Source organism: Hafnia paralvei (genome assembly GCF_020150375.1).
Lineage (GTDB): Bacteria > Pseudomonadota > Gammaproteobacteria > Enterobacterales > Enterobacteriaceae > Hafnia > Hafnia paralvei.
On the sequence record NZ_CP083737.1, the window covers coordinates 516725 to 542985 of the forward strand.

The window sequence follows — 26261 nt, forward strand, 5'->3', positions numbered from 1 at the left end:
AATTCGAGTTGCAGTCAACGCATAGGCTATTCGAACAATGATGGGGATCACATTAAATGGGGAAGAAGATGCGGATTAAAGGTTTATTGGGCCTGACGGCAGTGATGCTGTTAGCTGGCTGTAGTTCAACCACACAGCTGGACACCGCAGGTCAGCAGATTAAATTCACCGACACCAAGCCAGGTACTGAATGTCAGTTGTTAGGCGAAGTCACTGGCTCCCAAAGCAACTGGCTATCAGGGCAGGGTGGCGAGTCTAGCTCTATGCGTGGCGCAGCAAATGATTTGCGTAATAAAGCCGCAGCGATGGGCGGGAACGTAATCTACGGCGCAGTTAGCCCAAGCGAAAATTTCTGGTCTGGCTTTGCACCGTTAGACAGTAAAATGAGTGGCCAAGTGTATAAATGCCCGAACTGATCGACGGGTACACGACACACGAAAAACCGGAGCATGCATCTCCGGTTTTTTATTGCCTATTATTCATCACATATCGATATTTAACTTGCCTCTTCAATTCATTAACTAGTACGTTACATAGACAATTTCGCTATGAATGGATAAACAATATGGTTGGAGATTTACTGGCACTTTTGACTATATCAACCACCATTCTGCTAGGTGCCATGAGCCCTGGGCAGAGCTTTGTTCTGGTTGCAAGAACAGCGGTGTCCTCGTCGAGGCGTGGAGCGCTAGCGGTTTCATTGGGGATGGGCGTTGGGTGTATGATTTTCGCGATTATTGCACTGACGGGATTGCATTCAATTTTAACGCTGGTTCCCTGGTTATATACGGCTTTAAAAACTGCGGGTGGAATTTATCTGATTTGGCTAGCCCTTAAGATATTTTTTAGACCTCAAACAACGATTGATTTGGGGAGCACACAAGGTTCTGAGCTGAACATACGTAGAGCATTCATCACCGGTCTCATGACCCAGTTGAGTAACCCAAATACGGCTCTTGTATTTGGTAGTATCTTTGCCGCTACGCTCAGCCATAAAATTCCTGTATATATGTATTTGCTGCTGCCGGTGTTAGCGCTATTAATTGATTTTGTGTGGTACGGACTGGTTGCTTATGCGCTCTCTTCTGACCGTCCGCGCCGTTGGTATCTCGGGTATCGACGTTATCTTGATAGGCTTAGCGGATGTGTTATGGCTATTTTGGGCGTCCGGCTTATCATGAAGTAAGCGCTGTGTGGCGCATTTAGCACGGTTAGAATGCTTAAATCTTCTAGACCACCTTCATATGAGGTGGTTTTTTATTGCTCAAAACTTGCCTGCAAGCGGCGAAGTTTTCGGTACTGCAGCGGTGTCTGCCCCAATTTATTTCTGAATGTGGTAATGAAATATGAGGTTTCGCTAAAGCCAGTTTGGCTCGCAATAGTTTCAATCGGCTCATCACTCATCGATAGAAGCTCGCAGGCACGTTTGATACGGCGAGTTGCCAGATATTCTTGAATTGATCCTCCCGTCTCTTGTCGGAAGACTCTAGAGGTATAGCTCTTTGAAAGATTAAGGGCTTTAGCCAAGTCATCTAACACAAATTTTTGAGCATAGTGTTGCTCAATCCAGTTCATGATGCGTGAGGCGTTGGTGGGCGTATAGGTCGGATGAGTGGCCATGCTTTCCGGTAGCAACTCTAACATCTGCATTAAAAGTAGAGAGAGCTCGGCGAGTTGATGGCTTTGTTGTGGTTCACGTTGATCAAACTGCGCAAGCAACCGTTCCATAAAGTCAGCATCGGCTTCCAGATCGTAAACCTGAGTCAGCCCTTGTGAGTTGCAAATATGACGAAAGTGCTCTTGCTGGCGAGGAAAAGGGGCGAGGAAGCTTTCCACTATGGTGTGATCCACATGGATCGTCGTTCGGTGGTAGATATTACGATCGTCCTGCTCAACATGAACTTTGTGTAATCGAAAAGGAGGGAATATAAAAAGTCTTCCCGGTTTTGCCGTGTACTGCTGATTATCGACAATCACAATGCCGTAGCCCTGACTGACGAATAACAACTCTAGGCACTGATGCCAATGGTAGTAGTTAGCACTCATGTTATGCATACGGTTAAACGATACAAAACGTTCATTCAGAGTAATACGTTCGAGAAGATCTTGCTGCTTCATGCTTTGCCACCATGACAACAGATTATAATTTTTAGCGTTTATTTTGTAATTTAGCGCATTAATGAGCTTATTTATCAATCGGAATTTAATAATGATGATAAAAGTGTGAGCATCATAACAATTCAACCTAATGTCTAGCGTCTACTATTCCTGTCACGCAATATTAAACATAACTGTTAATTCTATAATCCTCTAACTGAGGTAAAAAATAGAGCGAGACCATATCGTGCAACCAACTAATATCACGTTAAATCCAAGTTTAGAAAATAAGAATGATACTGAGTTAGCGCTAAAAGAAATGGTTGCTGCACTTTCACCTTTAATGCAGGTAGAGCAAAGTGGTTTAGATATTGCGAATACCACAACGCATTACGGCGCTGAAATTGCTAAAATGGAAGGTTTCTCTCGCGTTTTATGGGGGTTATTTCCATTAATTCACGGTGGTGGTAATTGTGAACAGTGGGAGTTTTTCATTCAAGGTATTCGTTGTGGTACTGATCCTAATCATCCAGCCTATTGGGGGGATATTAGTGACTACGATCAGCGATGTGTTGAAATGGCGGTCTATGGTCTTGGTCTTGCGCTATTAAATAAAAAACTGTTGTCTTATTTCACCTCAAAGGAACAAGAGAATATCTATCTTTGGTTGAACCAAAGTGCGGAGGCAGAAATACCCGATAATAACTGGAATTATTTTCCTATATTAGTCCAGGTTGGTTTTTTGAAGGCAGGATTACCGTTTAATAAAGATGCTGTGGAAAAAAGGTTTTCCAGTATGGAGGCCTACTATATTGGTAATGGTTGGTACTCCGATGGACCAGATCGTCCTCGTGATTACTATATTTCCATGGGCTTTCATTATTATGGTTTGCTTTATGCAAAGATGATGGAAAAAGAGGATCCGCAGCGCTCACAAGAACTGCGTCAGCGAGCTACCCTGTTTGCTCAGGATTTCATTTGGATGTTTGCACGGGATGGTTCTGCGGTGCCTTTTGGTCGTAGTCTCAGTTATCGATTTGCAGAGGCCGCATTCTGGAGCGCGGCGGCATTTTCTGATCTCAATGTTTTAGATAAAGGAACAATTAAGGGGCTTATTTTACGTCATCTGCGTTGGTGGATGAAGCAACCGATCTTTGATCGTGATGGCATCCTTAGTATCGGTTATGCCTATCCTAATCTGATTATGGCTGAGGATTATAATGCTCCGGGCTCACCATATTGGGCATTCAAACTCTTTCTTATTTTAGCGTTGCCTGATTCAGATGCCTTTTGGCAAGAGGCTGAGAAACCATTACCTACGATGAACGGCGGTCATGTGATTCACGAGGCCGCACAAATATTGACTCATAACGATGATTCTCGCCATGTGTGGATGACAACTTCCGGCCAGCGCGAATTGAATAATTTTGTGAATACGGATGCAAAATATACCAAGTTTGCCTATTCCAATCGCTTCGGCTTCACGCTCGATCGCGGTCGATATGGGCTAAGCCATGCGGGTTGTGACAGCGCCTTATTGCTGAGTGAATGTGATGGTTACTATCGTTCTCGACGCGTTTGTGATGCGATATTGACTCATGATGACTTTATTTATAGTCGTTGGCAGGCATGGCCTGACGTAAGTGTAGAAACGTGGCTGATTCCGGTTAATCATTGGCAAGTCCGAGTTCATCACATTATTAATGAACGCCATCTAGAAGCCATTGACGGAGGGTTTGCACTTAAATACCGTCCTCTTCCGAAGGTGAAAACTGAAGACGATCGGGTACAAATAACCACCGATGACGATTTCTGCATCCTACGTTCATTCTCCCGTGGAAGCGCGGCTGACACGGTAATAACTCCGCCGAATAGTCATATTCTCTTTGCGGATCGAGCAATAATTCCGGTATTGAGAACGAGTTTGGAACGTGGAGAACATTGGTTGATGAGTGCCATAGGGGCTTTCCCATCAGAGGAATATAAAAGTGAAATTAACGTGCGTTTAGAGAAGCATCATTTATCTATTACGGTTAATGGTGAAAACAAAATAATATTACTTACGGTCATAAATTAAAAACTCGCGTTTAACGTTCCGTTTGCCAATTTCTCAGGAGATGGCCATGAAAAGTATTTCTGAAATTAATCGCGGTGCTTATTACCGCATAAGCACTTTCATTTTTCTTTATTTCTTTACATGGTCATCTAGCTTTGGTTTGTATGCATTATGGCTGAGTCAAAAGGTTGGGCTAGATAGCGTAACTATTGGTAGTGTTTTTGCAATTAATGGTGTTTTTGCCGTGATATTAAAACCGATATACGGTTATATCATGGATAAAATTGGTATGAGTAAAAAACTACTCTATTTTGTAATCGTTATTTCGGCATGTATGGCTCCCTTTTTTGTTTACCTATATCTGCCTCTGTTATTGACTCATACTTTTGTTGGGATTGTTGTGGGGGCTCTCTATCTAAGTTTAGGTTGGTATGCGGGTGTAGCGGCGTCAGAGTCTTATGCAGATCGTTTCAGTCGACTATACAAAATGGAATTTGGCCAAATAAGGATGTGGGGCTCTCTCGGTTGGGCATTAGCTGCATCGGTGTCTGGCATATTATTTAACCTTACGCCAACTTATAACTTTATGGTGAGTAGTATCACTTCATTATTGATGTTGTTGGTGATGGTTAGTTTGAAAATTAGCGATGAAAAGTTAAAAAATAATAACGTTATTTCCAATGATAAAATTGTTTTTTCTGACGTTATTGCGCTCTTAAAAAACCATAAATTCTGGATGTTTTGTCTTTACGTTGCGGGCGTTGCATGGATGATGTTTATTGCTGAACAACAGTTTCCTCGCTACTTCGTTTCTTTTTTTGCCAGTAAAGAGCAGGGCAATGCCATGTATGGCTATTTGAGCACTGCCCAATCCGGTACCGAATTTTTGATGATGATGGTGATCCCGTGGGTGGTGAATCGTTATGGCGCTAAGAAAACGCTTCTAATGACGGGATGTGTTATCGGGGCGCGACTGATTGCCTCGGGGCTAACTAGCGATCCCATCATGATCTCTTTCATTAAGCCTCTCTATGGACTGGAAATCTCTATGCTGCTGATTTCAGTGTTCAAATATATCGCTGAGCATTTCGATAAGCGCGTTAATGCCACCATGTATTTGCTCGGCTATCAGGCCATGATTTACGTCGGCTCCATCGTTGTTGCCCCGCCAGCAGGCTACCTGTATGACCGCATTGGTTTTGAGCACACCTATTTATTAATGGGCTCTTGCGCTCTGGTATTCACGTTAATTTCCGCCTTTACCTTGTCGGAATGTCATTGCAGCCGTTCTAAACCGACGATTTTGCCTGAGCCTAGTACCGCAGAGACTGACGCTATTCACGGTTCAAAGGCGTAGCCTTTTTACCTCAGCACTTGAATGATTTAGGGCTATCGATAACTTAAGGGAGATAACTGGTGTTAATTAATCTTATTAAAGAGCCCTTGCGGCCAATAGAGTTAAATCGGATTGATCGCGCTGCGCTCAAGCACCAATTACAGCTGGCTCAGAGTTGCGTTCTGCAAAAGCTGTCGCATAATCTCCATGCTTTCGGTGACAAATTCCCCGCAGAAACCTGTGAGAAAGGACGCTATAAGCTGACTGAAAACGAGGAATGGACAACCAGTTTTTGGACGGGACAACTTTGGTTGGCGTGGGAGCTGAGTGGTCGTGAAGAATTTCGGCTAGCGGCAGAAAAACAAGTGCGTTCTTTTGGACATAGAATCACTCATCGCATAGATACCGACACTCACGATCTTGGTTTTCTCTATACGCTCTCTTGTGTGAGTGCGTGGCGATTGACCGGTAATCGTGATGCTCGCTGCTTTGCTTTGCATGCGGCAGAGGCTCTGCTTGAGCGCTATAGCTCCACGGCGCAGATCATTCAAGCATGGGGAGATCTTAACGATCCAGATCAGCATGGACGTATGATCATCGACTGCAATATGAATTTGCCGCTGCTGTACTGGGCGAGTGAGCAGACGGGGGATCCACGTTTTGCGGCAGCCGCGCAGGCCCATGCGCATCAAGCGGCGAAATATATTATTCGGCCAGACGCTTCGACCTATCACACATACTATATGGATACCGTCAGCGGGGAGCCTCGTTATGGCAATACCCATCAAGGCTATGCGGATGACTCTTGTTGGTCGCGAGGGCAGGCATGGGGAATCTACGGTTTTTTGCTGACTTATCACTACACAGGGGAGTCTGAGTTCGTTGAGATCTCACGTCGTTTAGCACATTACTTCTTGAATCGCTTACCGGAGGATGATGTATGCCATTGGGATCTGGCACTGCTTGGTACAGATCAGTATCGCGATAGTTCGGCTGCTGCGATTGCTGTCTGCGGGTTGCTGGAGCTGCTTGAGACGTTACCGGTTCTCGATCCTGAGCGTGCTTATTATGAAGAAATGGCGCTGAGGATTTTATCTTCATTGACGCAAAATTATTTAGCGGGTGATGAAGACCAAACCGATGGCCTATTGAAGCATTCGGTCTATCACCTCAGCGGAGGGAAGGGGATTGATGAGTGCTGCAGTTGGGGGGACTATTTTTATCTCGAAGCGTTGGTGCGAGCAACGCGAGTTTGGAAGATGTATTGGTAAGACGGTAGGAATCGTGGCGGGGAGAGAACCCCGCCGGATGAATATTAATGGCCCAAAATGACTTCGCCGCGTGCCGCATTCAGGGTGATTTTTTGCCCTTCCTGTGCTCGTTTCAGGCTATCGCCAACGCCGACAATCATTGGGATACCTAGCGCATTAGCTAAAATAGCGGAATGGGACAGCGCATTTCCCTGAGAGAGCACGATACCTTGCACCAGACGACGGTCTAACATAATGGTATCTGAGGGCATGAGCTCGCGAGCGAGAAGAATAGACGGAACGCTCGGGTTTTGAATTTCCTGTGTTTCACCGGCCAGATGAAGCAGGGTACGCTGCAAGATATCTCGAACGTCGAGCTCACGCGCCTGCAAATATTCATCATCTAGCTCACGGTAAGCATCTGCCATCTCGGTGAGCTCCGTTTGCCAAGCGATTTCTGCGCTGCACAAACTGCTGGCGATGCGGCTAAACGCTGAATTTTGCAAGTCGGGATCGTCAATTAACATGCTGTGTGCACCGAAGATCCCTGCGTGCTGTTTGCCGAGCAGTTGATTTGTGCGATCCGCGAGTCGGCTAAGATCTTGCAAGGTTTTGGCGATCGCCTGACGCAGCCGTTGTTGTTCAATCTCAATTCGATCGGATAAGATCTGGCGGTCGGGCACTTCGACATCTTGCGTGGGTAGCACAAACGCGGGAGCGCTGACCTGAGTATCCATAACGGATTTACCCTGTAATATTTGCCCTGCGTTTGTATCAGGCGCGATCGTATCAGGCGCGATGTTTTCACCAAAATTGCTTTCTGCGAGTTGTTTAAATGCGGCTAAGGCTTCTTCGGCCTGTGAACCTTTGGCAACTAAGCGGATCTCATCGTCTTTGCGTATCTGCAATAAAGCTAGCTGGTTAAGACTACGAGGATCGGCATGGCGGTTGCCTTTGACGCTATCCAGCTTGTATAAAACCAACTCAGCGTCAAATGAAGCCATCGCCGTTGCTAGCTTAGCGGCAGGGCGAACATGCAATCCATTGGGATTGTTAATTTTCCAGCTAACGCCACGCTCGTCGCTACGTAGCGTGGGTGACTCACTGGTCATTTCTTTTGCTTGTGGTTCTTTCTCGCCGAGCTGTGCTTTTTTTGCCTGCAATGCCGACTGGGCTTCACGTTCCACCTCTGCTAATGAAGCCCCTGCTGAAGCGGCAACCACCGCCGCCAAAGTTCCTTCAACGATGGGGGCAGAGCAGGCTTTCACTCTAGCGCTCATTTCAGGATCGAGCAGTTCTAGCGCGGTTTCGGTGCTTAACAATGCGCTTCCGAGATCCATCATGATCAATACGCCTGAAGGATCGAATACTTCTTCGATTGCCTGCATCACTTTAATGGCATCGGTCCCGATGGGATGATCGGGATCGTCTACCCCAGCGGCGACGACCAGACGGCAGCCGTTTTGCGTCATCTGAGCGGCCAGCTCAGCGACGCCATCGGCCAGTTTGGCACTGTGCGAGACTACAACGATGTTGACCATACTTTATCCCTAGAGCAGTGAACGGAATACACGACTAATGTGTGACTTCAGCCAAGGTTTGCATCATCAGCCACGCTGAAGTCGCACCAGGGTCTTGATGGCCAATACTGCGTTCGCCTAAATAGCTAGCGCGACCTTTACGAGCCTGCATGGTAATCGTGCCTTCGAGTGCCTGACGCGCCGCATCAACGGCCAGATCCAAAGCCTGTGGTACTGACAGATCTTTTTGACTAGAGGCTTCCAGCGATGCCACTACTGGCCACCAAACGTCGCACATGGTTTTGTCATTCGGTTCTGCTTTGCCGCGGCTAACGACACCTTCAACACCCTCTTTGAGCATTTGGGTCAGCTCACTCAGTGATAAACTTTGTTTGGCCGCGGTGCTTTGTGATGCACGAATAAAGAAGGTACCGAAGAGGGGGCCGCTGGCTCCTCCTACGCTAGAAAGCAGCGTCATCCCGGTGTTTTTCAAGATAAAGCCAATGTCTTTGTCTGCGAACGATGGCAGCTTCTCCACGACTTTATTGAAGCCACGGTTCATATTGAGACCGTGGTCGGCATCACCGATTTCAGTATCGAGCTGAGTCAGAAAGTCTTTTTGTTCGGCAAAAACTTCGCCGCAGCGCATGAGCCAGTTAACAATTTGTTGTTTAGTCAATGACATATTACATTCCCCAACGCAAAGCCGGTGTATTGACGGGCGCATCCCACAGGGATAGCGTTTCAGTGTCAGCTTTCAGAAGCGTGATTGAGATACCCTGCATATCGAGTGATGTGCAGTAAGAGCCTACTAATTTACGTTCGATGGTGATGCCAAACTCAGTGCAACAGTGTTGCAGGCGATGATATACACCATAGAGTTCAGAAAGCGGTGTTGCTCCCAGATTGTTGACCAATGCAATGACGCGGTCGCCTTTTTGCAGGGGGTGTTTAGGCTGTGTTTGTTCTTTCCACTCACCAGCCTTACGGTCCCAAGAGCGCAACGTGCGCTGATATTTTCCGTGTGCAATCAGGGTTGCAAACATCTCGTCAACGGTTTGGTTGAGCGTGGTAAATTCACGACGCTCAATACCCGGCTCACCGTGGATGCCGACGCCGAATTCCATAACATTTTCAGGCAGTACAAAAGAGGGCTTACCGGCCGCAGGAACGGTACATGCCTGAAGTGCGATGCCGATAGAGTGGCCTTCGTTATTGAGTTTATGTCCGAGCTCGACCAACTGGTCGAGTGAGTCACCGCGCGCAGCGGCTGCCCCGAGTAATTTTTCAATCAATACGGTGTTTGCTACGCCACGACGCCCAGCGGTATATAAGCTATCCTTTACGGCAACGTCATCGTCAACCAGAATGGTTCCTACCTGAGTGCCACTGTCGTGCAGTAATTCCGCCGCAGTTTCAAAATTCAAAACGTCGCCAGTATAATTTTTGATGATCATCAAAACGCCTTTGCCACCGTCAATAGCTTGGCCGCATTCGAACATCTGATCGGGTGTGGGCGACGTGAAGATTTCCCCCGGACATGCTCCATCCAGCATACCTTCCCCGATAAAGCCGCAGTGCATGGGCTCATGACCGCTGCCGCCGCCGGACAGTATTCCGACCTTGCCTACCACTGGCGCATCGGCGCGAGTCACAAACACGGGCTCTTGGTGTAGCGTTAATTCAGGATGGGCTTCCACCAATCCAAGAATTTGTTCCTGCAAAACGGTTTCGACTTGGTTGATTAGCTTTTTCATTAAAAAAGGCTCCGAAGAAATCTGTGTTTGATAGACCCTTCCCTGAAAATCAAACAGGGAAGGGGTTGCGGTCGTTCACTTTGATTTACGTGGACCAGTGATTTACTTCAGCCAAGCTTGGCCCAAGCGGTCTGCCGCGAGAATGGCAGCGAATACCTGTTCTGGAGTGACTTTGAACGGCATGTTATGGATGGTTTCGCCTTCGGCACAGCTCGCTTTAGCAACAGCCATGATTTTCTCTTCCAGCTTATCGTCGGCTTTCACGCCCATCTCTTTCAGCGTAACCGGCAAACCAACCTGCAAGCAGAAGTCGAGGACGGTTTCGATCTGTTCGCTGCTGCTGTTTTGCAGAACTAACTGGGTCAGGGTACCGAACGCCACTTTTTCGCCGTGGTACAGGTGGTGGCACTCTTCTAACACGGTAAAACCGTTGTGGATGGCGTGAGCAGCCGCTAAACCTGAGCTCTCAAAACCGATGCCGCTCAGATAGGTGTTGGCTTCAACGATGCGTTCTACTGCCGTGGTCGCCACGCCAGCTTCAACCGCGAGCTTGGCTTTATAACCTTCCTCAAGCAGTGTTTCGTAGCACAGACGCGCCAGCGTGACCGCCGCAAGCGTGGATTCACCACCGGCCATGCTAATAGCATGCGCATCGTAGCAAGCTTGGGCTTCGAAATAGGTAGAGAGCGCATCACCCATACCGGCCACCAATAAACGCACAGGCGCTTTGGCGATAATAGCCGTATCCATAATCACCATGTCTGGGTTGGTTGGATACATCAGATATTCTTCGAACTCGCCCTCTTCACTATAGATGACAGAAAGGGCACTCGTCGGCGCATCGGTAGATGCAATGGTTGGAACCACGATTACCGGCAGTTTTTGATAGAACGCGATAGCTTTTGCGGTATCTAGTGTTTTCCCCCCACCAATACCGATGACGCCTTTGCAGCCATGTTTTTTCAGCTCAGCAATCAGGCGGTTAATTTCTTTATGGCTGCATTCGCCGCCGAACAGGGCGAAATGACTTTCTACTTCGTGCTGCTTTAAGCTGCTGCCGACCGTGTCGCCAGCCAGTTTCATGACAAAATCATCGGCAATGACGAAGTAGTTATTTGCCAGCATTTTGGCGTACTGACCGATAGACTGCAGCGCGTTTGCACCTTGAATATATTTGGATGGAGATTGGATTACTTTCAACATAATAAAGCTCCTCAATAAATCACTAAGCAATCGGATTAGAACTTAAGCGCGTAGCTTCCATACTTCGGAAGCGGGATATTTATTGGTGCTGTTATTTCTCTGTTGATGACTATACGGCGAAAAAAAGAACAAAAAACAAAGCGGATTTACGTTTCATATTGAAACGCATAGTGAGGGATGTTGTTTCGAAATGGAACGATAAAAAGGACGGAAAGCGAGAAAGAGAGACCTATCGCACATTCCTCTTTCAGGCTGTGTAAATCACGCGATGAATAGGCGGTTACGCTTTAAATTTAATCAGCTTTAACCTATGCTAACGGGTATCTGGGGCACATAGGCACAATTTTTGTATACCCTTCTTATTTGAGACTGTTCCTGCGTTGGTGGCTTACGCTCATCCGAATCGCTTATTGAGGTAAGCTTGTCGGGGGTTACTCCATTGCCGCCTTGACGCCGTTCCAGCTCATTTGGGTATGTATAAAGTAAGCAGGCCTGTGAAATAAGAGGAAATCCACAAATGAAACGGACTAAGAATATTAACCGCGCTGCTTTCCGCAAGAGCTGGCGTTTTGCGCCAGTAGCGATTGCGGTGAGCGCCGTGTTTATGCTGGCAGGCTGCGAGAAGACGGATGAGACGGTTTCTCTGTATCAAAACGCAGATGACTGCAGCAATGCGAATCCTTCCATGAGCGCGCAGTGTAAAGAGTCATATCAAAACGCACTGAAAGAAGCTGAAAAAACGGCACCAAAATACGCATCGCGTGAAGACTGTATTGCTGAGTTTGGCGAAGGCCAGTGTACTCAGGCACCCGCTCAGGCAGGTATGGCTCCTAGCACTAACGGCGAAACTCAGGCTCAGCCACAACAGAGCGGCAGCTTCTGGATGCCTCTGATGGCGGGTTACATGATGGGTCGTATGATGGGCGGCGGCGCTTATAACCAACAGCCGCTGTTTAGCTCTAAATCAGCAACCAGCCCGGCTAATGGCAAATTTGTGGATGCGACCGGTAAGAGCTATGGCCCTGCCACCGCAGGCGGACGCACTATGAACGTGCCAAAAACCGCGATGGCACCAAAGCCAGCCACAACTTCAACCGTTACCCGCGGTGGATTTGGTGAGAGCGTTGCAAAACAGAGCGCGATGCAGCGTAGCAGCGCCGCGACCAGCAGTAAATCTGGCACCCGTAGCATGGGTGGCTAAGCATGAAACGTGTACCTATTAGTGAGCGTCCGGACTGGCGCGAAAAAGCCACTGAGTATGGTTTCCAATTTCACACTATGTATGGCGAGCCCTACTGGTGTGAGGATGCGTTCTACCAGTTCAGCCTAGCGCAGGTGGAAGAGCTGGAAGAAACCACAGCGGAACTCCATCAGATGTGTTTGAAAGTGGTCGAGAAGGTGATCGCCAGCGATGAGCTGATGACTAAATTCCAGATCCCTAAGCATGTTTGGGAGTTTGTGCGTAGTGCTTGGCGTACCCAGCAGCCTTCTCTTTATTCGCGTCTGGATTTGGCCTACGACGGTGTTAATCCGGCTAAGCTGCTGGAGAACAACGCGGACACGCCGACATCTTTATATGAATCGGCCTTCTTCCAATGGATCTGGCTGGAAGATCAGATAGCTGCTGGCAAACTGCCGCAGGACGCTGACCAGTTTAATAGTCTGCAAGAGAAACTGATCGAGCGTTTTGCCGAGCTGAAAGAGGCTCATGGTTTTGGCCTACTGCATATGGCTTGCTGTCAGGATACTGATGAAGATCGCGGCACGGTGCAATATTTGCAGGATTGTGCGCATGAAGCAGGCTTAGCGACCGAGTTTGTCTTTATTGAAGATATTGGCTTAGGTGAGCGTGGTCAGTTCACGGATACGCAGGATCAGGTGATTAGCAACCTGTTTAAACTGTACCCGTGGGAATTCATGATGCGCGAGATTTTCTCTACCAAGCTGGAAGACGCCGGTGTGCGTTGGTTAGAACCCGCGTGGAAGAGCATTATCTCCAATAAAGCGTTGTTGCCGATGCTGTGGGAAATGTTCCCTAACCATCCTAACCTGTTACCGGCCTATTTTGCCGATGGCAATCAGCCCGAGCTGGATCATTATGTGGTTAAGCCGTTGTTCTCCCGTGAAGGTGCCAATATTCGCATTGTGGAGAATGGCAAGGAAGTGGCTAGTGTCGATGGCCCTTACGGTGAGGAAGGCATGATCATTCAGCAATTCCATCCGTTGCCTAAATTCGGTGACAGCTATGTGCTGATTGGTAGCTGGCTGGTCAACGATCAGCCTGCGGGAATGGGTATCCGTGAAGATCACAGCCTGATCACCCAAGATCTGTCGCGTTATTATCCGCATGTAATTGTAGATTAATGCTGAATTAGCAGTTGTCTCACGATACACGATGAAGAAACCCGCCATAAATGGCGGGTTTTTTTACATCTTCAAACGGTTATTTTTTCTTAGCGGCCGAAGGTTTTTTCCCCGGTGCCTTTTTCACCGTATCACTCGGTTTATCACCGGGCTCATCCGCGCCTTCTTTCAATACTACCACCATGTATTTACCGGTGCTTCCATCGCGATGGACGCCGTGGATATCGGTTTCAAAGCCTGGGTAGTGTGCGCCAATTTCACACAGCATTTGCAGGAAACTCAGTACTGGGCGGCTCTCTTTTGTGAGCATTTCCCCTGGCATAACCACCGGAACGCCCGGAGGATACGGTAGGATCATATTCGCACTGACTTTACCTAGCATGTCATCAAGCGCACAGGGTTCGATGTTGCCGCGTACTTCCTCTTGGAATGCGTCGTGCGGCGTCATCACCAACTGCGGTAATACTTCAAAGGCTCGGTACATGAGATCGGGCAAATTATGATGTTTTACCAGTGCATGGATGCCCTGTGCCAACTCCTGAATCCGCATCTCTTTATAGAAATCCGGTGCCTCGTTATACAACGATGGTAAAACGTTCTTCACCCGAAGATTGAGATCGTATACGCGTTTGAAGTCGGTCAGTGCACGCAGCAGGCTGAGCGCTTTGGTTTTGTCGATCCCGATGCTGAATAGGAACAGCAGGTTATATGGCCCCGTTTTTTCCACGATAATACCGTGTTCGTCCAAGTATTTGGAAACGATCGATGCAGGGATCCCTTCATCCTCTAATGTGCCGTTCGGGCTAAGCCCTGGAGTTAATAGGGTAACTTTGATGGGATCAAGATACATATGATCGCTGTCGATATTCGGGAACCCGTGCCATTCATTGCGCGGGTTCAGCGGCCAGCATGCGACTTCGTCGATATTGTCCGGCTGCCAAACATCAAAGAACCAACCATCGGATTCGGCACGCAGGCGGCGGATCTCTTTACGGAAGCGAATTGCTCGCTCAATTGAGCCATTGATCAAACGCTTACCTGCATTACCTCTCATCATGGCCGCTGCGGTTTCCGTTGATGCAACGATACCGTAATGCGGTGAAGTGGAGGTATGCATCATATAGGCTTCGTTAAACGTCTCTTCGTTAATTTCGCCCTTCACGTGGATCATTGAAGCTTGCGAGAACGCCGCTAGCAGTTTATGCGTGGACTGTGTTTCATAAATGATTTTGCCTGGAACACGTTCACCGCTCATCCCCGCTTTGCCTTGGTAAATCGGATGGAAGTTGGTATAGGGAACCCAAGCGGAGTCGAAGTGAATCGACTTAACATCCAGCGTTTTTTTAATGTACTCGGTATTGTAGAACAGGCCATCGTAAGTGGAGTTGGTTATCACAGCATGCACGGGCCACGTTGCGTTTGGCGTGTTTTTCACTTTTTCTTCAATGCTGGCACGGGTGAATTCGCTTTGTGGAATACCGCCGAGAATGCCGTAGGCGTTACGCGTTGGGCGCAGATACACCGGAACCACGTTGCTCATCATCATTAGATGGGTCAAAGATTTATGGCAGTTACGGTCAATCAGAATGGTGGCACCGGCGGGCGAGGAGTACATACCGACGATTTTATTGGCTGTTGAAGTGCCGTTGGTGACGATATAGCTGCGATCGGCATTAAACGTACGTGCAATGTACTCTTCTGCATCACGATGTGGCCCACTGTGATCGAGCAGCGACCCCAGTTCAGATACGGAGATCGAAATATCTGAACGCATAGTATTTTCGCCAAAGAAATCGTAGAACAGACTGCCGACGGGGCTTTTATCGAAGGCGGTGCCGCCCATGTGTCCGGGGGTACAGAACGTGTATTTCTCTTCTTTAACGTATTTGAACAGCGCTTTAGTTAACGGCGGCAGAATGGTGTCGATATATTGATCCGTACTCTGGCGAATCTTGGTCGCAATATCCTGTGCGCTGCCTAGCGCATATTCAAAGAAGCGAACATTCAGGCGAAGATCGCTCATGTTAACGTCAAGCGTCGAGTAAGTGTTTGCGAATGCGTAAATAGGGAGCAGCTTGTTGAGTTCGCTGATTTCAGCGCTTAACTCAAGATTGTATTTATCCCAATCGAAAATAACGCCGCACAGGCGAGAGTTGTTTTCAATAAGCTTCAGAAGATCACTACGGTCTTTTGGATAGGCGATACGGAATCCTTCCTTTTCCAATTCTTGATGCAGTTCGCGCAGTGGTTCTTCCTTAAAATAAGCGCTTAAGTCGTTCATGATGGCAATGATATTCATGCAAAACTCTCCAGACTTCTGTGGGCTGGGTTATTAACACCGAAGGCGCGAAGGCCTTCGGTATCATGTATTAGCAAATTTAGATCTTAGTTAGGATTGGCCACCGGTGGTTGCGCTGGCTTCTTTATCACGCCCCATTTTACGTGAGTAGAACATCAGGATAATCAGGCTGATGATGAAGGTACCGGCGAGTTCGAACGAGTTGGCGCCCATCAGGGCGATAAAGCAGAACACGCATCCCAACACTGAAGCAATCAGGCTCAGGATGTTTTTCAGGTTTGCACCGTCAAAGCGAATCAGGTCGATACAGGAGTAGAAGTACGGCAGCATGGTCAGCAAGACGGCAATCCCTGTCAGCTCACCGAACAGATCTGAGGCTTTACCGCCGCTGGCATTCATCACGGTGATCAGAATCATCAGCACCGTCATTTTTATGGCTGCTAAGAATAGCCCCTTGCGCGGAATACCATCTTTATCCATTTCGCCATACACTTTCGGGAAGTTCCCATCGTGGGCAGCACGAGCGCCGGCTTGACCAACCAGCATCATCCATGAGCCTAATGATGTTAAGCAGGCAAAGGCGGTAAATGCAGAAACAACTGGGCCAGCCCAGCTACCGACCATCGTCGAGGCGCTGACGGCAAACGGAGCGCCGGATGCTGCCATCTGAGAGGCGGGATACATACCGGCAATCACCTGTGTTGCGGCGATGTAGACAATACCGGCAAGGAATGTCCCCAGCATCGTTGCGATAGGAACGTTACGTTTTGGGTTTTCTACCATACCGGTACTTACCGCCGCAGACTCAACGCCGATAAAGGCCCACAGACATAACAGAATACTTTTAATGACGGCGTGATAATCGGTACCGCCCGAGGTATTCCAGTTAGCTTGATAGGTTCCCATATCAAACCAGTACCAGCCCGCGATACCTGTACCGATAACGGGAATGAGTACGAGAACCAGACCTATGGTGGTTAAACGACTAACCCATGCGCCACCGAGCATATTGACGAAGGTAAAAATCCAGACAATCGCGATACAGGCGATACCGGCGGGTATCGGGCTGTTAAACATAGGGAAAAAGGTAGAAAGATACGATACGGCGGTAATACCTATCGCAAGGTTACCAATCCAGTTTGCATGGTAATAGAGTACCCCGGTTTGAAAACCGAAGGCCGGACCGATTTCACCCGCGTAGGCGATAGGACCACCTTCCTGAGGGTTTTTGGTTGCTAATCTGGCGTAAACATAAGCTAATGAAATTGCACCAATTAGTGCAACGATCCAACCAATAATAGCGATAGACCCTAAGCTTGCGAGGTTAGCGGGTAGTAATGCTATGCCGCTTCCCATCATATTACCGGCAACGACACCAGTACAGGCAATGAGGCCAATTTTCTTTGCAGATGCCATAAACTGCCACTCCCATAAGAATATTAAGCTCGACAAATAGACGTAATCTTATTGCGTCAATTGCTTAGCAATACACACCACGAAAATAAGTATAGGTAATAATCAATATTTTGCTTTAGTGAGTATCATTTTTGATGGCGGCTTTTTATTCAAAAAAATCAGCAAGCTATATGCTATTAGCATATGTATGATTTTATTAAAAATAATATTTCATGGTCATTATGGGAATGTTTTATCGTAATGATAAATATGAATTTAATTATTTTGAGTGGTTTTATGTAAGTATTAATATAATTGTTATATTACATAGCTGTCTGTGCATGATGGGGCATGATTGGTCGTCTTTCAGTCCGCTGCCACAGTATCACCTTCATTGTTATAGCGCTGGCACCTGCGTGACTTCTCAGCATTGCTTGTCGAGGTTGTATCTCGGGTGAACACGTTTTGAGCTGTCATGCTGATGATTCTTGGAGTGAACGTTTCGCCGTGTTAACAATAATTAATATATGAGATAAGTTGTCAGCAAGAAAGAAATAAATATGATTTATTCTACATCGGTGGGTAGGTAGATGAGGCGGTTATACGGCCGTAGATTTTCAGGAAGATTAAAAATAGAGTGGATAGTTATTTTTAATACGATATGAATTACCCTTAATATATATGTAATAGTTATTTGTAATGGGAAAGCATGCTATTTATAGTTGTTTTTATTTTATTAAAGCCTAATATTGCTGCAGGCGTTTTGGTCGATGGATATAATTACGGTATATATTTTCTTTAATAGAAAATCAACATGGATGTATAGGTGATATGAATGGCGAAGTTTTTAAGGAATTCTCTGATAGGTATTCTTTCATTATCCGTTGTTGGGTGTGCAAATTTCAGCGGAGACGATTTTAAAACCTTAGGGGCATTGGTCCTTATCGTGGGTGTTGTTGCTGCCATTGCGGTAAGTGACTCAGGTGATGATAGTAATTATGATAGTAGTGATAGCTATGACCATCATGATTATCATCACGATGATAAACATCACCATCATGAACATTGATAATATTTATTATGACTCTGTCTTGCAGGTATATTGATTATGAAAACGTCTGCAAATCAGTCAGCTATGCCTGTAATTTAATTGTGGTACATAGGAGAACGAATGACGAAGGATCTTGTTATTTTATTGCTGTTGGCTAGCGTGTCTTTGAAGGCAGGTGCCGTTCTTCCTTCTGATTTTTATCAGACAGAAGCGGGTAAGGTATTTTCTGCATTATTAAAAAATGATAGAAAAAATTTCGACAGCGGAAATAAAACTGTTTTTAAATGGTCTAAGGATATAGATGAAAATACGTTAATGAGCAATGCGTTGTCGGGACGTAAGTCTGTTGAAATATATGCAATATACAGTGTGATTAATAATCATCCTGATACTTTTTCCTTTGAAAATTTTAGACAGAAAAAAACAAGTAAAATGGATATGTTGAAAAATTTCTCAAATAAGTTCGCCGAAGATGTTTCCGCTATTTGCGGCCGCTATTTTAAAGATAGCAAAGCATTTTCGATGCCCAGTATATCTTCAACTGAGTGTGATGCACGTGTTTCAAATCTACAACAAAGAGTTGAAGCCGCATCAGAAATAAAAAGCGCTCAACGTTAATGATCTCATCGTAATAAAGATGTAATTGGTTAGATTCTCAACCCTATTGGCTGGAGCAGACATTTAACGATGAAAGGCTTCAAAGATATCTACAAGATAATGTTCAGATATTCTTTAGTGTTTAATGTTTTTACTGATTGGTGCAATGATGCATAGGCGCTGTGTGACCCTGCGTCATTGTCTCAAAACTATGGGGCTTGCGAGCGACTCTTTCTCTGATTATCCTAATACGCATGACACAACGCGCTCTTGTTTCCCGAAGACTTCCTATTGCTTTACAGCAGGCTGTCATGCAGTGCTTACGTAATGCGTTGGCTCGAGCAAATGCACAGCTAAAAACTCAATATCCTGAACCCAAAATCAGCTACCAACAGCGTGGCACCACTGCGGGAACCGCATGGCTGCAAGATTGGGAGATTCGTCTAAATCCAGTCTTATTACTAGAGAATGGTCAGGCGTTTATTGATGAAGTGGTGCCACATGAGTTGGCACATCTTTTGGTCTATAAACAGTTTGGTAAGGTTTCCCCTCATGGCCGTGAATGGCAGTGGATGATGGGGCATGTTTTGGGTATCGAACCGCGTCGTACCCATAAATTCGGCGTGGAGTCAGTGAGTGGTAAGACTTACCCTTATCGCTGTGCCTGCCAACTGCATCAGCTGACCGTGCGTCGTCATAATAAAGTGATGCGCAAGGAGTCAGAATATCGCTGTCGACAATGTGGTCAAGTTTTGAGTTTCAGCCCCGGAACGATTGCTGAGCGTTAAAGCTTTCCTAAAATGTGCAATAAACATCCAAATCTTCATTTATTAACAATTTAATCTCTTCAAAGTTTGCGTGACTAAGGCGGATTGTCTACCCTGCGGCCTTTCCGTTTTTATGTTGTTTTTGGAATATGCTTCGCAAATTTTATTACGCGCTGACGTTATCGACGCTTCTGGCTTACCCGTTTTCGGGGCAGGCACAAAAAATTAATAATTTCACTCAAGCAAAAGCGGCTGCGGTTAAGGTTAATCAAGACGCACCCGGTTCGTTCTACTGTGGCTGCAAGATTGAATGGCAGGGGAAAAAAGGTATTCCCGACCTTGAAAGTTGTGGCTATCAGCCGCGTAAAAACCTGAACCGTGCCTCACGCATTGAATGGGAGCACGTTGTACCGGCATGGCAGTTTGGTCATCAAATGCAGTGCTGGCAGGATGGGGGGCGAAAAAACTGCGCCAAAATTCCCCAGTACGTGAAAATTGAAACTGATTTACATAATTTACAGCCTGCCGTGGGAGAGGTTAACGGTGACCGCAACAACTTTATGTATAGTCAATGGCGCGGTGGAGAAGGGCAGTATGGCCAATGTCCGATGAAAGTTGATTTCAAAAACAAGCAGGCGGAGCCACCCGCCCGTGCTCGTGGTGCTATTGCTAGAACCTATTTTTATATGCGTGACCAGTACAATATTAGGTTGTCGAAACAGCAAACTCAGCTATTTGATGTATGGAATCGGCAATATCCAGTCACGAAGTGGGAGTGTCTGCGTGACCAGCGGATTGCAAACATGCAGGGGAATCATAACCCTTATGTCCAGCAAGCCTGCGAGAATCTTAAAGGCTGAGTTTTAACGGTTTGACGTGATGATTAGCATTGTCGCTACTCCAGCCTTTATAATCCCGTATATCTTTTTTAGCAGCGCTGCGTTGCGGCGCTTATCTCGTCATTCATAAGGATGAGCCATTTCATGCGTATCCCTCGTATTTATCACCCTGAACGCCTTGAGGCGCCTTGCGAAATAGACCTGAGTGAGGAGGCTGCCAATCACGTGGGTCGAGTTCTACGCATGAGCGAAGGCCATGAGATTCAACTGTTTGACGGTAGCAATCAGGTTTTCGTGGCACATATTGTTGCGGCCAGTAAAAAAAACGTGCGTGTGAAGGTGCAGTCAGGTGTGCTTGAAGATCGTGAATCCCCGCTGCATCTGCATTTAGGACAGGTAATTTCCCGCGGTGAGAAGATGGAGTTCACTATTCAAAAATCCATTGAATTGGGGGCTAGCATTATTACTCCGCTGATTTCCGAGCGTTGTGGCGTTAAGTTAGACGCTGAACGTATGGCGAAAAAGTTGGGGCAATGGCAGAAAATTGCTATTGCAGCGTGCGAGCAGTGTGGACGTAACGTGATCCCTGAAATTCGCCCGACGATGCTTTTGGAGCAATGGTGCGCTGAACAGGATGATTCTCTGAAGCTGAATTTGCATCCACGCGCCAATGCGAGTATCAACACATTACCGCTTCCTGTTGAACGCGTTCGTCTGCTGATAGGGCCAGAAGGTGGATTATCGGCCGATGAAATTGCTATGACCGCAGGTTACCAATTTACTGATATTCTGTTAGGACCTCGTGTATTACGCACTGAGACCACCGCGCTGACAGCCATAACCGCACTTCAGGTTCGCTTTGGCGATTTAGGCTAGGAGAAAAGAATGATTAAGCTTGGCATTGTGATGGACCCGATTTCTTCCATCAATATCAAAAAAGACACCAGCTTTGCGATGCTGCTAGAAGCACAGCGCCGTGGCTATGAGTTGCACTACATGGAAATGAACGATCTCTACATGTATGTCGGCGAAGGGCGCGCGCGTACTCAGTTGCTGAGCGTGAAGGAAGATAAAGCGGGCTGGTATGAGTTCCACGGCGAACAGGATATTGCTCTGTCCGATCTCGACGTCATCTTAATGCGTAAAGATCCTCCGTTTGATACCGAGTTTATTTATGCTACTTATATCCTTGAGCGCGCTGAAGATAAAGGGACGCTCATTGTCAACAAGCCGCAAAGTCTGCGTGATTGCAACGAAAAGCTGTTTACCGCGTGGTTTGCCGATCTAACGCCGGACACGTTGGTGACGCGTAAAGCCGAGCACATTCGTGAGTTCTATGCCAAGCACGGTGACATCATTCTTAAACCGTTAGACGGTATGGGTGGTGCATCTATTTTCCGTGTGAAAGCAGAAGATCCTAACCTGTCTGTCATTATCGAAACGCTCACAGAACATAGTAGTCGCTTCTGCATGGCGCAGAATTTCCTGCCAGCGATTAAAGATGGTGACAAACGTGTTCTGGTGGTTGATGGTGAGCCGGTCCCATACTGTTTGGCTCGTATTCCTAAGAGCGGAGAGACTCGTGGTAACTTGGCCGCGGGTGGCCGTGGTGAAGCGCGCCCACTGACAGAAAGTGACTGGGCTATTGCTCGCAAAGTCGCCCCAGTACTGAAAGAAAAAGGCCTGATCTTTGTTGGTTTAGATATCATTGGCGATCGCTTGACAGAGATTAACGTTACTAGCCCGACCTGCGCTCGCGAGATTGAAGCTGCCTTCCCTGATGTGTCTGTGACCGGCATGTTGATGGATGCGATTGAAACTCGTATTAGTAAGAAATAGTTTTTCCTCCTGTGAGTCTGCTCGCGATATGTTTGAGCGAGCAGACAGATAGGGGGCTTCTCCCGTGACATCCAGCCAAAAAATTCGCATACTGAAAATTCAGTCATCACATAAACAAATACAGCGAGTTGAAGCCATTACGATGAATTTAGCGCATCATTTTCTTATAGCAATGCCTTCTATGCAGGACAGCCGCTTCAAGCGCACCGTTCTCTATGTGTGTGAGCACAATAGTGAAGGCGCAATGGGTTTAGTCATTAACAAACCGTTGGAACAGCTCACTCTGGAAACACTATTGGAAAAGCTAAAAATCACGCCAGAGCCGAGAGATACAAAAATTCGTTTGGATAAGCCGGTGATGTACGGTGGTCCATTGGCCGAAGATCGCGGCTTTGTATTGCATACTCCACAACCTGATTTTGGTTCCAGCGTCGCCATTTCTGCTGAGTGTATGATGACGACTTCACGCGATGTCCTAGAAACGCTTGGCACGAAAGATCAACCCAAGGATGTTCTGGTTACATTAGGTTATTGCAGTTGGGATGCGGGTCAATTGGAGCAAGAACTGTTAGATAATGCTTGGCTTACCGTTGAGGCTGACGCCAATCTGTTATTCCACACACCAATCTCAGAACGCTGGGTTAACGCGGCTAAAAAGCTGGGCGTAGACATTCGCAATATGGCCACTTCAGCAGGACATGCTTGATGGGTAACAGAACTATTATCGCTTTCGATTTTGGAACAAAAAGTATTGGTGCGGCCATCGGGCAGGAAGTCACCGGTACCGCACGCCCATTGGCTTCGTTTAAAGCCAATGAGGGATCGCCAGACTGGTCGAAAATAGAGAAAATGTTAAAAGAGTGGCAGCCGGATCTTGTTGTTGTCGGCCTACCACTCAATATGGATGGCACGGAACAGCCTGTCACCGCTCAAGCACGTAAGTTTGCCAACCGGATTCATGGTCGTTTTGGGGTGCAAGTTGCTTTGCATGATGAACGCCTTAGTACCGTAGAAGCTCGTGCCCATCTTTTTGCTGGTGGAGGCTATCGTGCCTTGGACAAAGGCAGCGTAGACGCCGCTTCAGCGGTGATCATTTTGGAAAGCTGGTTTGAACAACAGGTTGTCTAAAACTGATTAATGAGAGTATCGGCAAGGCAGGATAATTAGCCTGTCTTGTCAGGTGTTATCTTCCTATTTTTATACAGTTTCCCCTCGTTTTCTAAGTGGGTAAGATGCTGCTCGAAGCTTTGCATGCCTTGCCGCTGGCCGGTTTGAAGAATAGAGGCAATCTGGTGGGCTTTATCTTCGCGGATTAAATTGCTCACCGCGGACGTATTCAGCAGCAGCTCAAAAGCGGCGACCCTGCCGCCACCCTGTTTGGGCAAAAGCTGCTGTGCTAAAACGGCTCGGAGGCTTCCTGCAATTTGTGTGCGTACAAAGTTTTTTTCTTCGGCTGGAAAAACATCAATTAGGCGTTCTACCGCTTGTGCTGCACCTCGAGTGTGTAACGTTGCCAATACTAGATGCCCTGTTTCAGCCGCTGTGAGAGCCAGACGAATGGATTCTGCGTCGCGTAATTCACCGAGCAAAATGACATCAGGATCCTCTCGCAGTGCGGCACGCAATGCGTGGTGAAAGTTAATCACGTGGCTGCCGATTTCGCGCTGTTGGATAAGCGATTTGGACGGCGTGTGAATAAACTCCAGCGGATCTTCGAGCGTAATAATATGCCATGGCTGATGATGATTAATTTCATTAAGCATGGCTGCTAGCGTGGTTGATTTCCCACTGCCGGTCGCACCGCAAACCAGTATCAACCCTGATCCTTGGGCAAGCTGCTCTTGAAGCACCTCTGGCGTAGCGAGAGACGCTAACGTGGGGACTGTGCTGGGAATGAGCCGCAGCGCTAGTGAAGGGCCATGTAATTGTTGGAAAGCATTGACTCTGAGCCGAGTGCCCCCATTTAGATTTAAGGCGAAATCAACCTGATGTTGTTGTCGCCATACAACGTCAGCTTCAGAGGGAAGGTTCATTGTAAGCCATGACTCGATTTCGCGAGAGGTTATCGCCTCAGTTCCTAGCGTTTGTAATGCGCCATCGATACGCAAAACGGGTGGATATCCGGTGCAAAGATGCAGATCTGATGCGTTTTGCTTTACACTACGGGCCAATAAATCACAAAAATCCATTTAACCTCCTGAGCCAAAAATTATGAACAGCAATATCCAACAAAATTTAGAGGCCGTCAGGAGCCGTATCAGCGCTGCGGCTCAGGATTGCGGCAGGTCTCCAGAAGAAGTTACTTTGCTTGCAGTCAGTAAAACCAAGCCTGTGAGCGATATCGAAGAAACAATCGCGGCAGGACAGCGCGCTTTTGGTGAGAATTACGTGCAAGAAGGCGTTAGCAAGATCCAGTATTTTGCTCAGACTCCGCATGCAGACGAGCTAGAATGGCACTTTATCGGCCCACTTCAGTCGAATAAAAGCCGTTTGGTCGCGGAGCATTTTGATTGGATTCATACCGTCGATCGTGTGAAAATTGCTCAACGCCTGAGCGAACAGCGTCCTGCAGATAAAGCTGCACTCAACGTGCTGATCCAAATTAATATCAGCGATGAGAGCAGTAAATCGGGCATTGACCTGGAAGCGTTAGATGCACTTGCTGCTCAGGTTGCTGAAATGCCGAATTTGCGTCTGCGTGGCCTGATGGCGATCCCTGCACCAGAAGAAGATCCTGTGAAACAGAAAGCGGTGTTTGATCGGATGGAACAGGCGTTTTTAGCGCTTAAAAAGCAGTACCCGCATATTGATACGCTGTCGATGGGGATGACTCACGATATGGCGGCGGCGATTACCGCCGGTAGCACGATGGTGCGCATCGGAACGGCAATTTTTGGCGCACGTGATTACGGCACAAATACATAATAATTATCAGTTAATGTACTGATTCTTTTTTCTTTACCTTACCATTTAACGGATAAAGGGTTTTTCATGCTGACACTGACTTTCTTGGTCAAAACCGTCATTGACCTCTACGTCATGATTTTATTGTTGCGTATCTGGATGCAATGGGCACGCACCGACTTTTACAATCCGCTGTCACAGTTTATCGTGAAAGTTACGCAGCCGATCGTTGGGCCGCTACGTCGAGTGATTCCGTCCTTGGGGCCGATTGATTCTTCTTCGCTGCTGGTGGCGTTCTTACTTATGACCATCAAGTATCCGCTGCTATTACTGATCCAAAGCGGAGAAATTTCTCTAAGCCCATATAACCTTCTATTTGGCCTGATTTCAGTAATTAAATCAGCAGGGTATCTGGTGTTCTGGGTCATTATCATTCGTTCGATCATGAGCTGGATCAGCCAAGGCCGTAGCCCAATGGATTATGTGCTGTTACAACTGACTGAGCCGTTGATGGCACCGGTACGCCGCATTATTCCTGCGATGGGCGGTTTAGACTTCTCTGCTATGGTGGTGATTTTAGTGCTGTACATGCTGAATTATCTGGGTATGGATCTGTTAGGGCAGCTCTGGTTCCTGCTGTGATCGCGATGAGTACAGATGCTGTAAAGTATGAGAAAGAAGCGCTGGTTTTGCGGCTGTATATTCAGCCTAAAGCCAGCCGTGACCAGATTGTTGGGCTACACGGTGATGAGCTAAAAGTCGCCATCACCGCACCACCGGTAGATGGGCAGGCAAATGCGCATTTGCAAAAGTTTATCGCCAAACAGTTTCGGGTTGCGAAAAGTCAGGTGGTGATTGAAAAGGGGGAGCTGGGGCGCCATAAGCAAGTGCGCATCAGTCAGCCTCAACAAATCCCAGAGGTTGTCTCAGCGCTACGCTCTCAGTAACCCTCTCCTACCGGCAGGCTTTGGCCTGCCGGTGCTATAT

The 26261-nt window shown here is 47.1% G+C and carries 26 protein-coding genes; 18 read left to right on the forward strand and 8 right to left on the reverse strand.

The genetic code is table 11. The annotated features are described in order from the left end of the window. Nucleotides 1–68: 68 nt before the first annotated feature. Both K9N75_RS02310 and K9N75_RS02315 read left to right on the forward strand, forming a co-directional pair. A complete protein-coding gene (locus K9N75_RS02310; protein WP_008814808.1) occupies nt 69–416 on the forward strand; it encodes a DUF4156 domain-containing protein in 348 nt (115 codons plus the stop codon). Between the two features lie 149 nt (nt 417–565). Continuing rightward, a complete protein-coding gene (locus tag K9N75_RS02315) occupies nt 566–1186 on the forward strand; it encodes a LysE family translocator (protein ID WP_008814809.1) in 621 nt (206 codons plus the stop codon). 71 nt (nt 1187–1257) lie between these two features. Here K9N75_RS02315 and K9N75_RS02320 read toward each other — a convergent pair whose 3' ends face one another. Then, nucleotides 1258–2118 (reverse strand): AraC family transcriptional regulator, encoded by an 861-nt coding sequence (locus K9N75_RS02320; protein ID WP_224452193.1) that lies wholly within the window; start codon nt 2116–2118, stop codon nt 1258–1260. A gap of 226 nt (nt 2119–2344) precedes the next feature. Between K9N75_RS02320 and K9N75_RS02325 the strand changes: the two genes are divergently transcribed. From K9N75_RS02325 to K9N75_RS02335, 3 genes are read left to right on the forward strand one after another with little or no spacing between them, the layout of a single operon-like run. Then, a complete protein-coding gene (locus tag K9N75_RS02325; RefSeq protein ID WP_224452194.1) occupies nt 2345–4174 on the forward strand; it encodes a DUF2264 domain-containing protein in 1830 nt (609 codons plus the stop codon). A 46-nt stretch (nt 4175–4220) separates the two neighbouring features. Further along, complete coding sequence (locus tag K9N75_RS02330) at nt 4221–5510, forward strand: oligosaccharide MFS transporter (RefSeq protein ID WP_224452195.1); 1290 nt, start codon at nt 4221–4223, stop codon at nt 5508–5510. A 59-nt stretch (nt 5511–5569) separates the two neighbouring features. After that, nucleotides 5570–6760: a glycoside hydrolase family 88 protein gene (locus K9N75_RS02335; RefSeq protein ID WP_064575210.1), complete on the forward strand. Its 1191-nt coding sequence runs from the start codon at nt 5570–5572 to the stop codon at nt 6758–6760. 44 nt (nt 6761–6804) lie between these two features. Here K9N75_RS02335 and dhaM read toward each other — a convergent pair whose 3' ends face one another. The 4 genes from dhaM to K9N75_RS02355 form a co-directional block, all read right to left on the reverse strand. Then, nucleotides 6805–8280 carry a dihydroxyacetone kinase phosphoryl donor subunit DhaM gene (gene dhaM / locus K9N75_RS02340; protein WP_224452196.1) on the reverse strand — a complete coding sequence of 492 codons (1476 nt, stop codon included), beginning with the start codon at nt 8278–8280 and terminating at the stop codon, nt 6805–6807. Nucleotides 8281–8314: 34 nt separating this feature from the next. Continuing rightward, on the reverse strand, nt 8315–8944 hold the full coding sequence (gene dhaL, locus K9N75_RS02345; protein WP_004093526.1) for a dihydroxyacetone kinase subunit DhaL: 630 nt from the start codon (nt 8942–8944) through the stop codon (nt 8315–8317). Nucleotide 8945: 1 nt separating this feature from the next. Next, nucleotides 8946–10016 (reverse strand): dihydroxyacetone kinase subunit DhaK, encoded by a 1071-nt coding sequence (gene dhaK, locus K9N75_RS02350; RefSeq protein WP_008814815.1) that lies wholly within the window; start codon nt 10014–10016, stop codon nt 8946–8948. A gap of 102 nt (nt 10017–10118) precedes the next feature. Further along, nucleotides 10119–11219, reverse strand: a complete 1101-nt coding sequence (locus K9N75_RS02355) for a glycerol dehydrogenase (protein WP_004093530.1) — start codon at nt 11217–11219, stop codon at nt 10119–10121. A 517-nt stretch (nt 11220–11736) separates the two neighbouring features. Between K9N75_RS02355 and K9N75_RS02360 the strand changes: the two genes are divergently transcribed. Next, nucleotides 11737–12420 carry a DUF1190 family protein gene (locus K9N75_RS02360; protein ID WP_004093532.1) on the forward strand — a complete coding sequence of 228 codons (684 nt, stop codon included), beginning with the start codon at nt 11737–11739 and terminating at the stop codon, nt 12418–12420. Nucleotides 12421–12422: 2 nt separating this feature from the next. After that, on the forward strand, nt 12423–13583 hold the full coding sequence (locus K9N75_RS02365) for a glutathionylspermidine synthase family protein (protein ID WP_224452197.1): 1161 nt from the start codon (nt 12423–12425) through the stop codon (nt 13581–13583). 79 nt (nt 13584–13662) lie between these two features. Here the strand turns inward: K9N75_RS02365 and cadA are convergent, their stop codons facing one another. Continuing rightward, complete coding sequence (cadA, locus tag K9N75_RS02370) at nt 13663–15882, reverse strand: lysine decarboxylase (RefSeq protein WP_008814817.1); 2220 nt, start codon at nt 15880–15882, stop codon at nt 13663–13665. Between the two features lie 90 nt (nt 15883–15972). Next, nucleotides 15973–17298 (reverse strand): cadaverine/lysine antiporter, encoded by a 1326-nt coding sequence (cadB, locus tag K9N75_RS02375; protein ID WP_008814818.1) that lies wholly within the window; start codon nt 17296–17298, stop codon nt 15973–15975. An 814-nt stretch (nt 17299–18112) separates the two neighbouring features. Here cadB and K9N75_RS02380 point away from each other — a divergent pair. From K9N75_RS02380 to ruvX, 8 genes are all read left to right on the forward strand, one after another. Continuing rightward, nucleotides 18113–18346 (forward strand): hypothetical protein, encoded by a 234-nt coding sequence (locus K9N75_RS02380; RefSeq protein ID WP_130962071.1) that lies wholly within the window; start codon nt 18113–18115, stop codon nt 18344–18346. A 102-nt stretch (nt 18347–18448) separates the two neighbouring features. Further along, nucleotides 18449–18946, forward strand: a complete 498-nt coding sequence (locus tag K9N75_RS02385; RefSeq protein WP_008814820.1) for a hypothetical protein — start codon at nt 18449–18451, stop codon at nt 18944–18946. Between the two features lie 233 nt (nt 18947–19179). Next, the gene (locus K9N75_RS02390; protein WP_039187826.1) at nt 19180–19713 is read left to right on the forward strand and encodes a SprT family zinc-dependent metalloprotease; all 534 of its coding nucleotides are present in this window, start codon (nt 19180–19182) and stop codon (nt 19711–19713) included. Between the two features lie 128 nt (nt 19714–19841). Then, on the forward strand, nt 19842–20552 hold the full coding sequence (endA, locus tag K9N75_RS02395) for a deoxyribonuclease I (RefSeq protein WP_064575201.1): 711 nt from the start codon (nt 19842–19844) through the stop codon (nt 20550–20552). Nucleotides 20553–20675: 123 nt separating this feature from the next. Further along, nucleotides 20676–21407, forward strand: coding sequence for a 16S rRNA (uracil(1498)-N(3))-methyltransferase (gene rsmE, locus K9N75_RS02400; protein ID WP_008814823.1), 732 nt, complete (start codon nt 20676–20678; stop codon nt 21405–21407). A gap of 9 nt (nt 21408–21416) precedes the next feature. Continuing rightward, nucleotides 21417–22370: a glutathione synthase gene (gshB, locus tag K9N75_RS02405; protein WP_008814824.1), complete on the forward strand. Its 954-nt coding sequence runs from the start codon at nt 21417–21419 to the stop codon at nt 22368–22370. A gap of 142 nt (nt 22371–22512) precedes the next feature. Further along, nucleotides 22513–23076, forward strand: coding sequence for a YqgE/AlgH family protein (locus tag K9N75_RS02410; RefSeq protein WP_039188014.1), 564 nt, complete (start codon nt 22513–22515; stop codon nt 23074–23076). Next, nucleotides 23076–23498 (forward strand): Holliday junction resolvase RuvX, encoded by a 423-nt coding sequence (gene ruvX / locus K9N75_RS02415; protein ID WP_008814826.1) that lies wholly within the window; start codon nt 23076–23078, stop codon nt 23496–23498. The genes K9N75_RS02410 and ruvX overlap by 1 nt, the downstream gene beginning before the upstream one ends. Nucleotides 23499–23533: 35 nt before the next feature. Here the strand turns inward: ruvX and K9N75_RS02420 are convergent, their stop codons facing one another. Further along, nucleotides 23534–24559 carry a type IV pilus twitching motility protein PilT gene (locus tag K9N75_RS02420; protein ID WP_008814827.1) on the reverse strand — a complete coding sequence of 342 codons (1026 nt, stop codon included), beginning with the start codon at nt 24557–24559 and terminating at the stop codon, nt 23534–23536. Between the two features lie 22 nt (nt 24560–24581). Between K9N75_RS02420 and K9N75_RS02425 the strand changes: the two genes are divergently transcribed. The 3 genes from K9N75_RS02425 to yggU all read left to right on the forward strand — a co-directional run bounded on the left by K9N75_RS02425 (nt 24582) and on the right by yggU (nt 26221). Further along, nucleotides 24582–25295 (forward strand): YggS family pyridoxal phosphate-dependent enzyme, encoded by a 714-nt coding sequence (locus K9N75_RS02425; RefSeq protein WP_061059268.1) that lies wholly within the window; start codon nt 24582–24584, stop codon nt 25293–25295. Nucleotides 25296–25361: 66 nt separating this feature from the next. Beyond that, entirely contained in the window at nt 25362–25916 is a 555-nt protein-coding gene (locus tag K9N75_RS02430) for a YggT family protein (RefSeq protein WP_004093560.1), read from the forward strand. A 5-nt stretch (nt 25917–25921) separates the two neighbouring features. Further along, nucleotides 25922–26221 carry a DUF167 family protein YggU gene (yggU, locus tag K9N75_RS02435; RefSeq protein ID WP_008814829.1) on the forward strand — a complete coding sequence of 100 codons (300 nt, stop codon included), beginning with the start codon at nt 25922–25924 and terminating at the stop codon, nt 26219–26221. Nucleotides 26222–26261 lie beyond the last annotated feature (40 nt).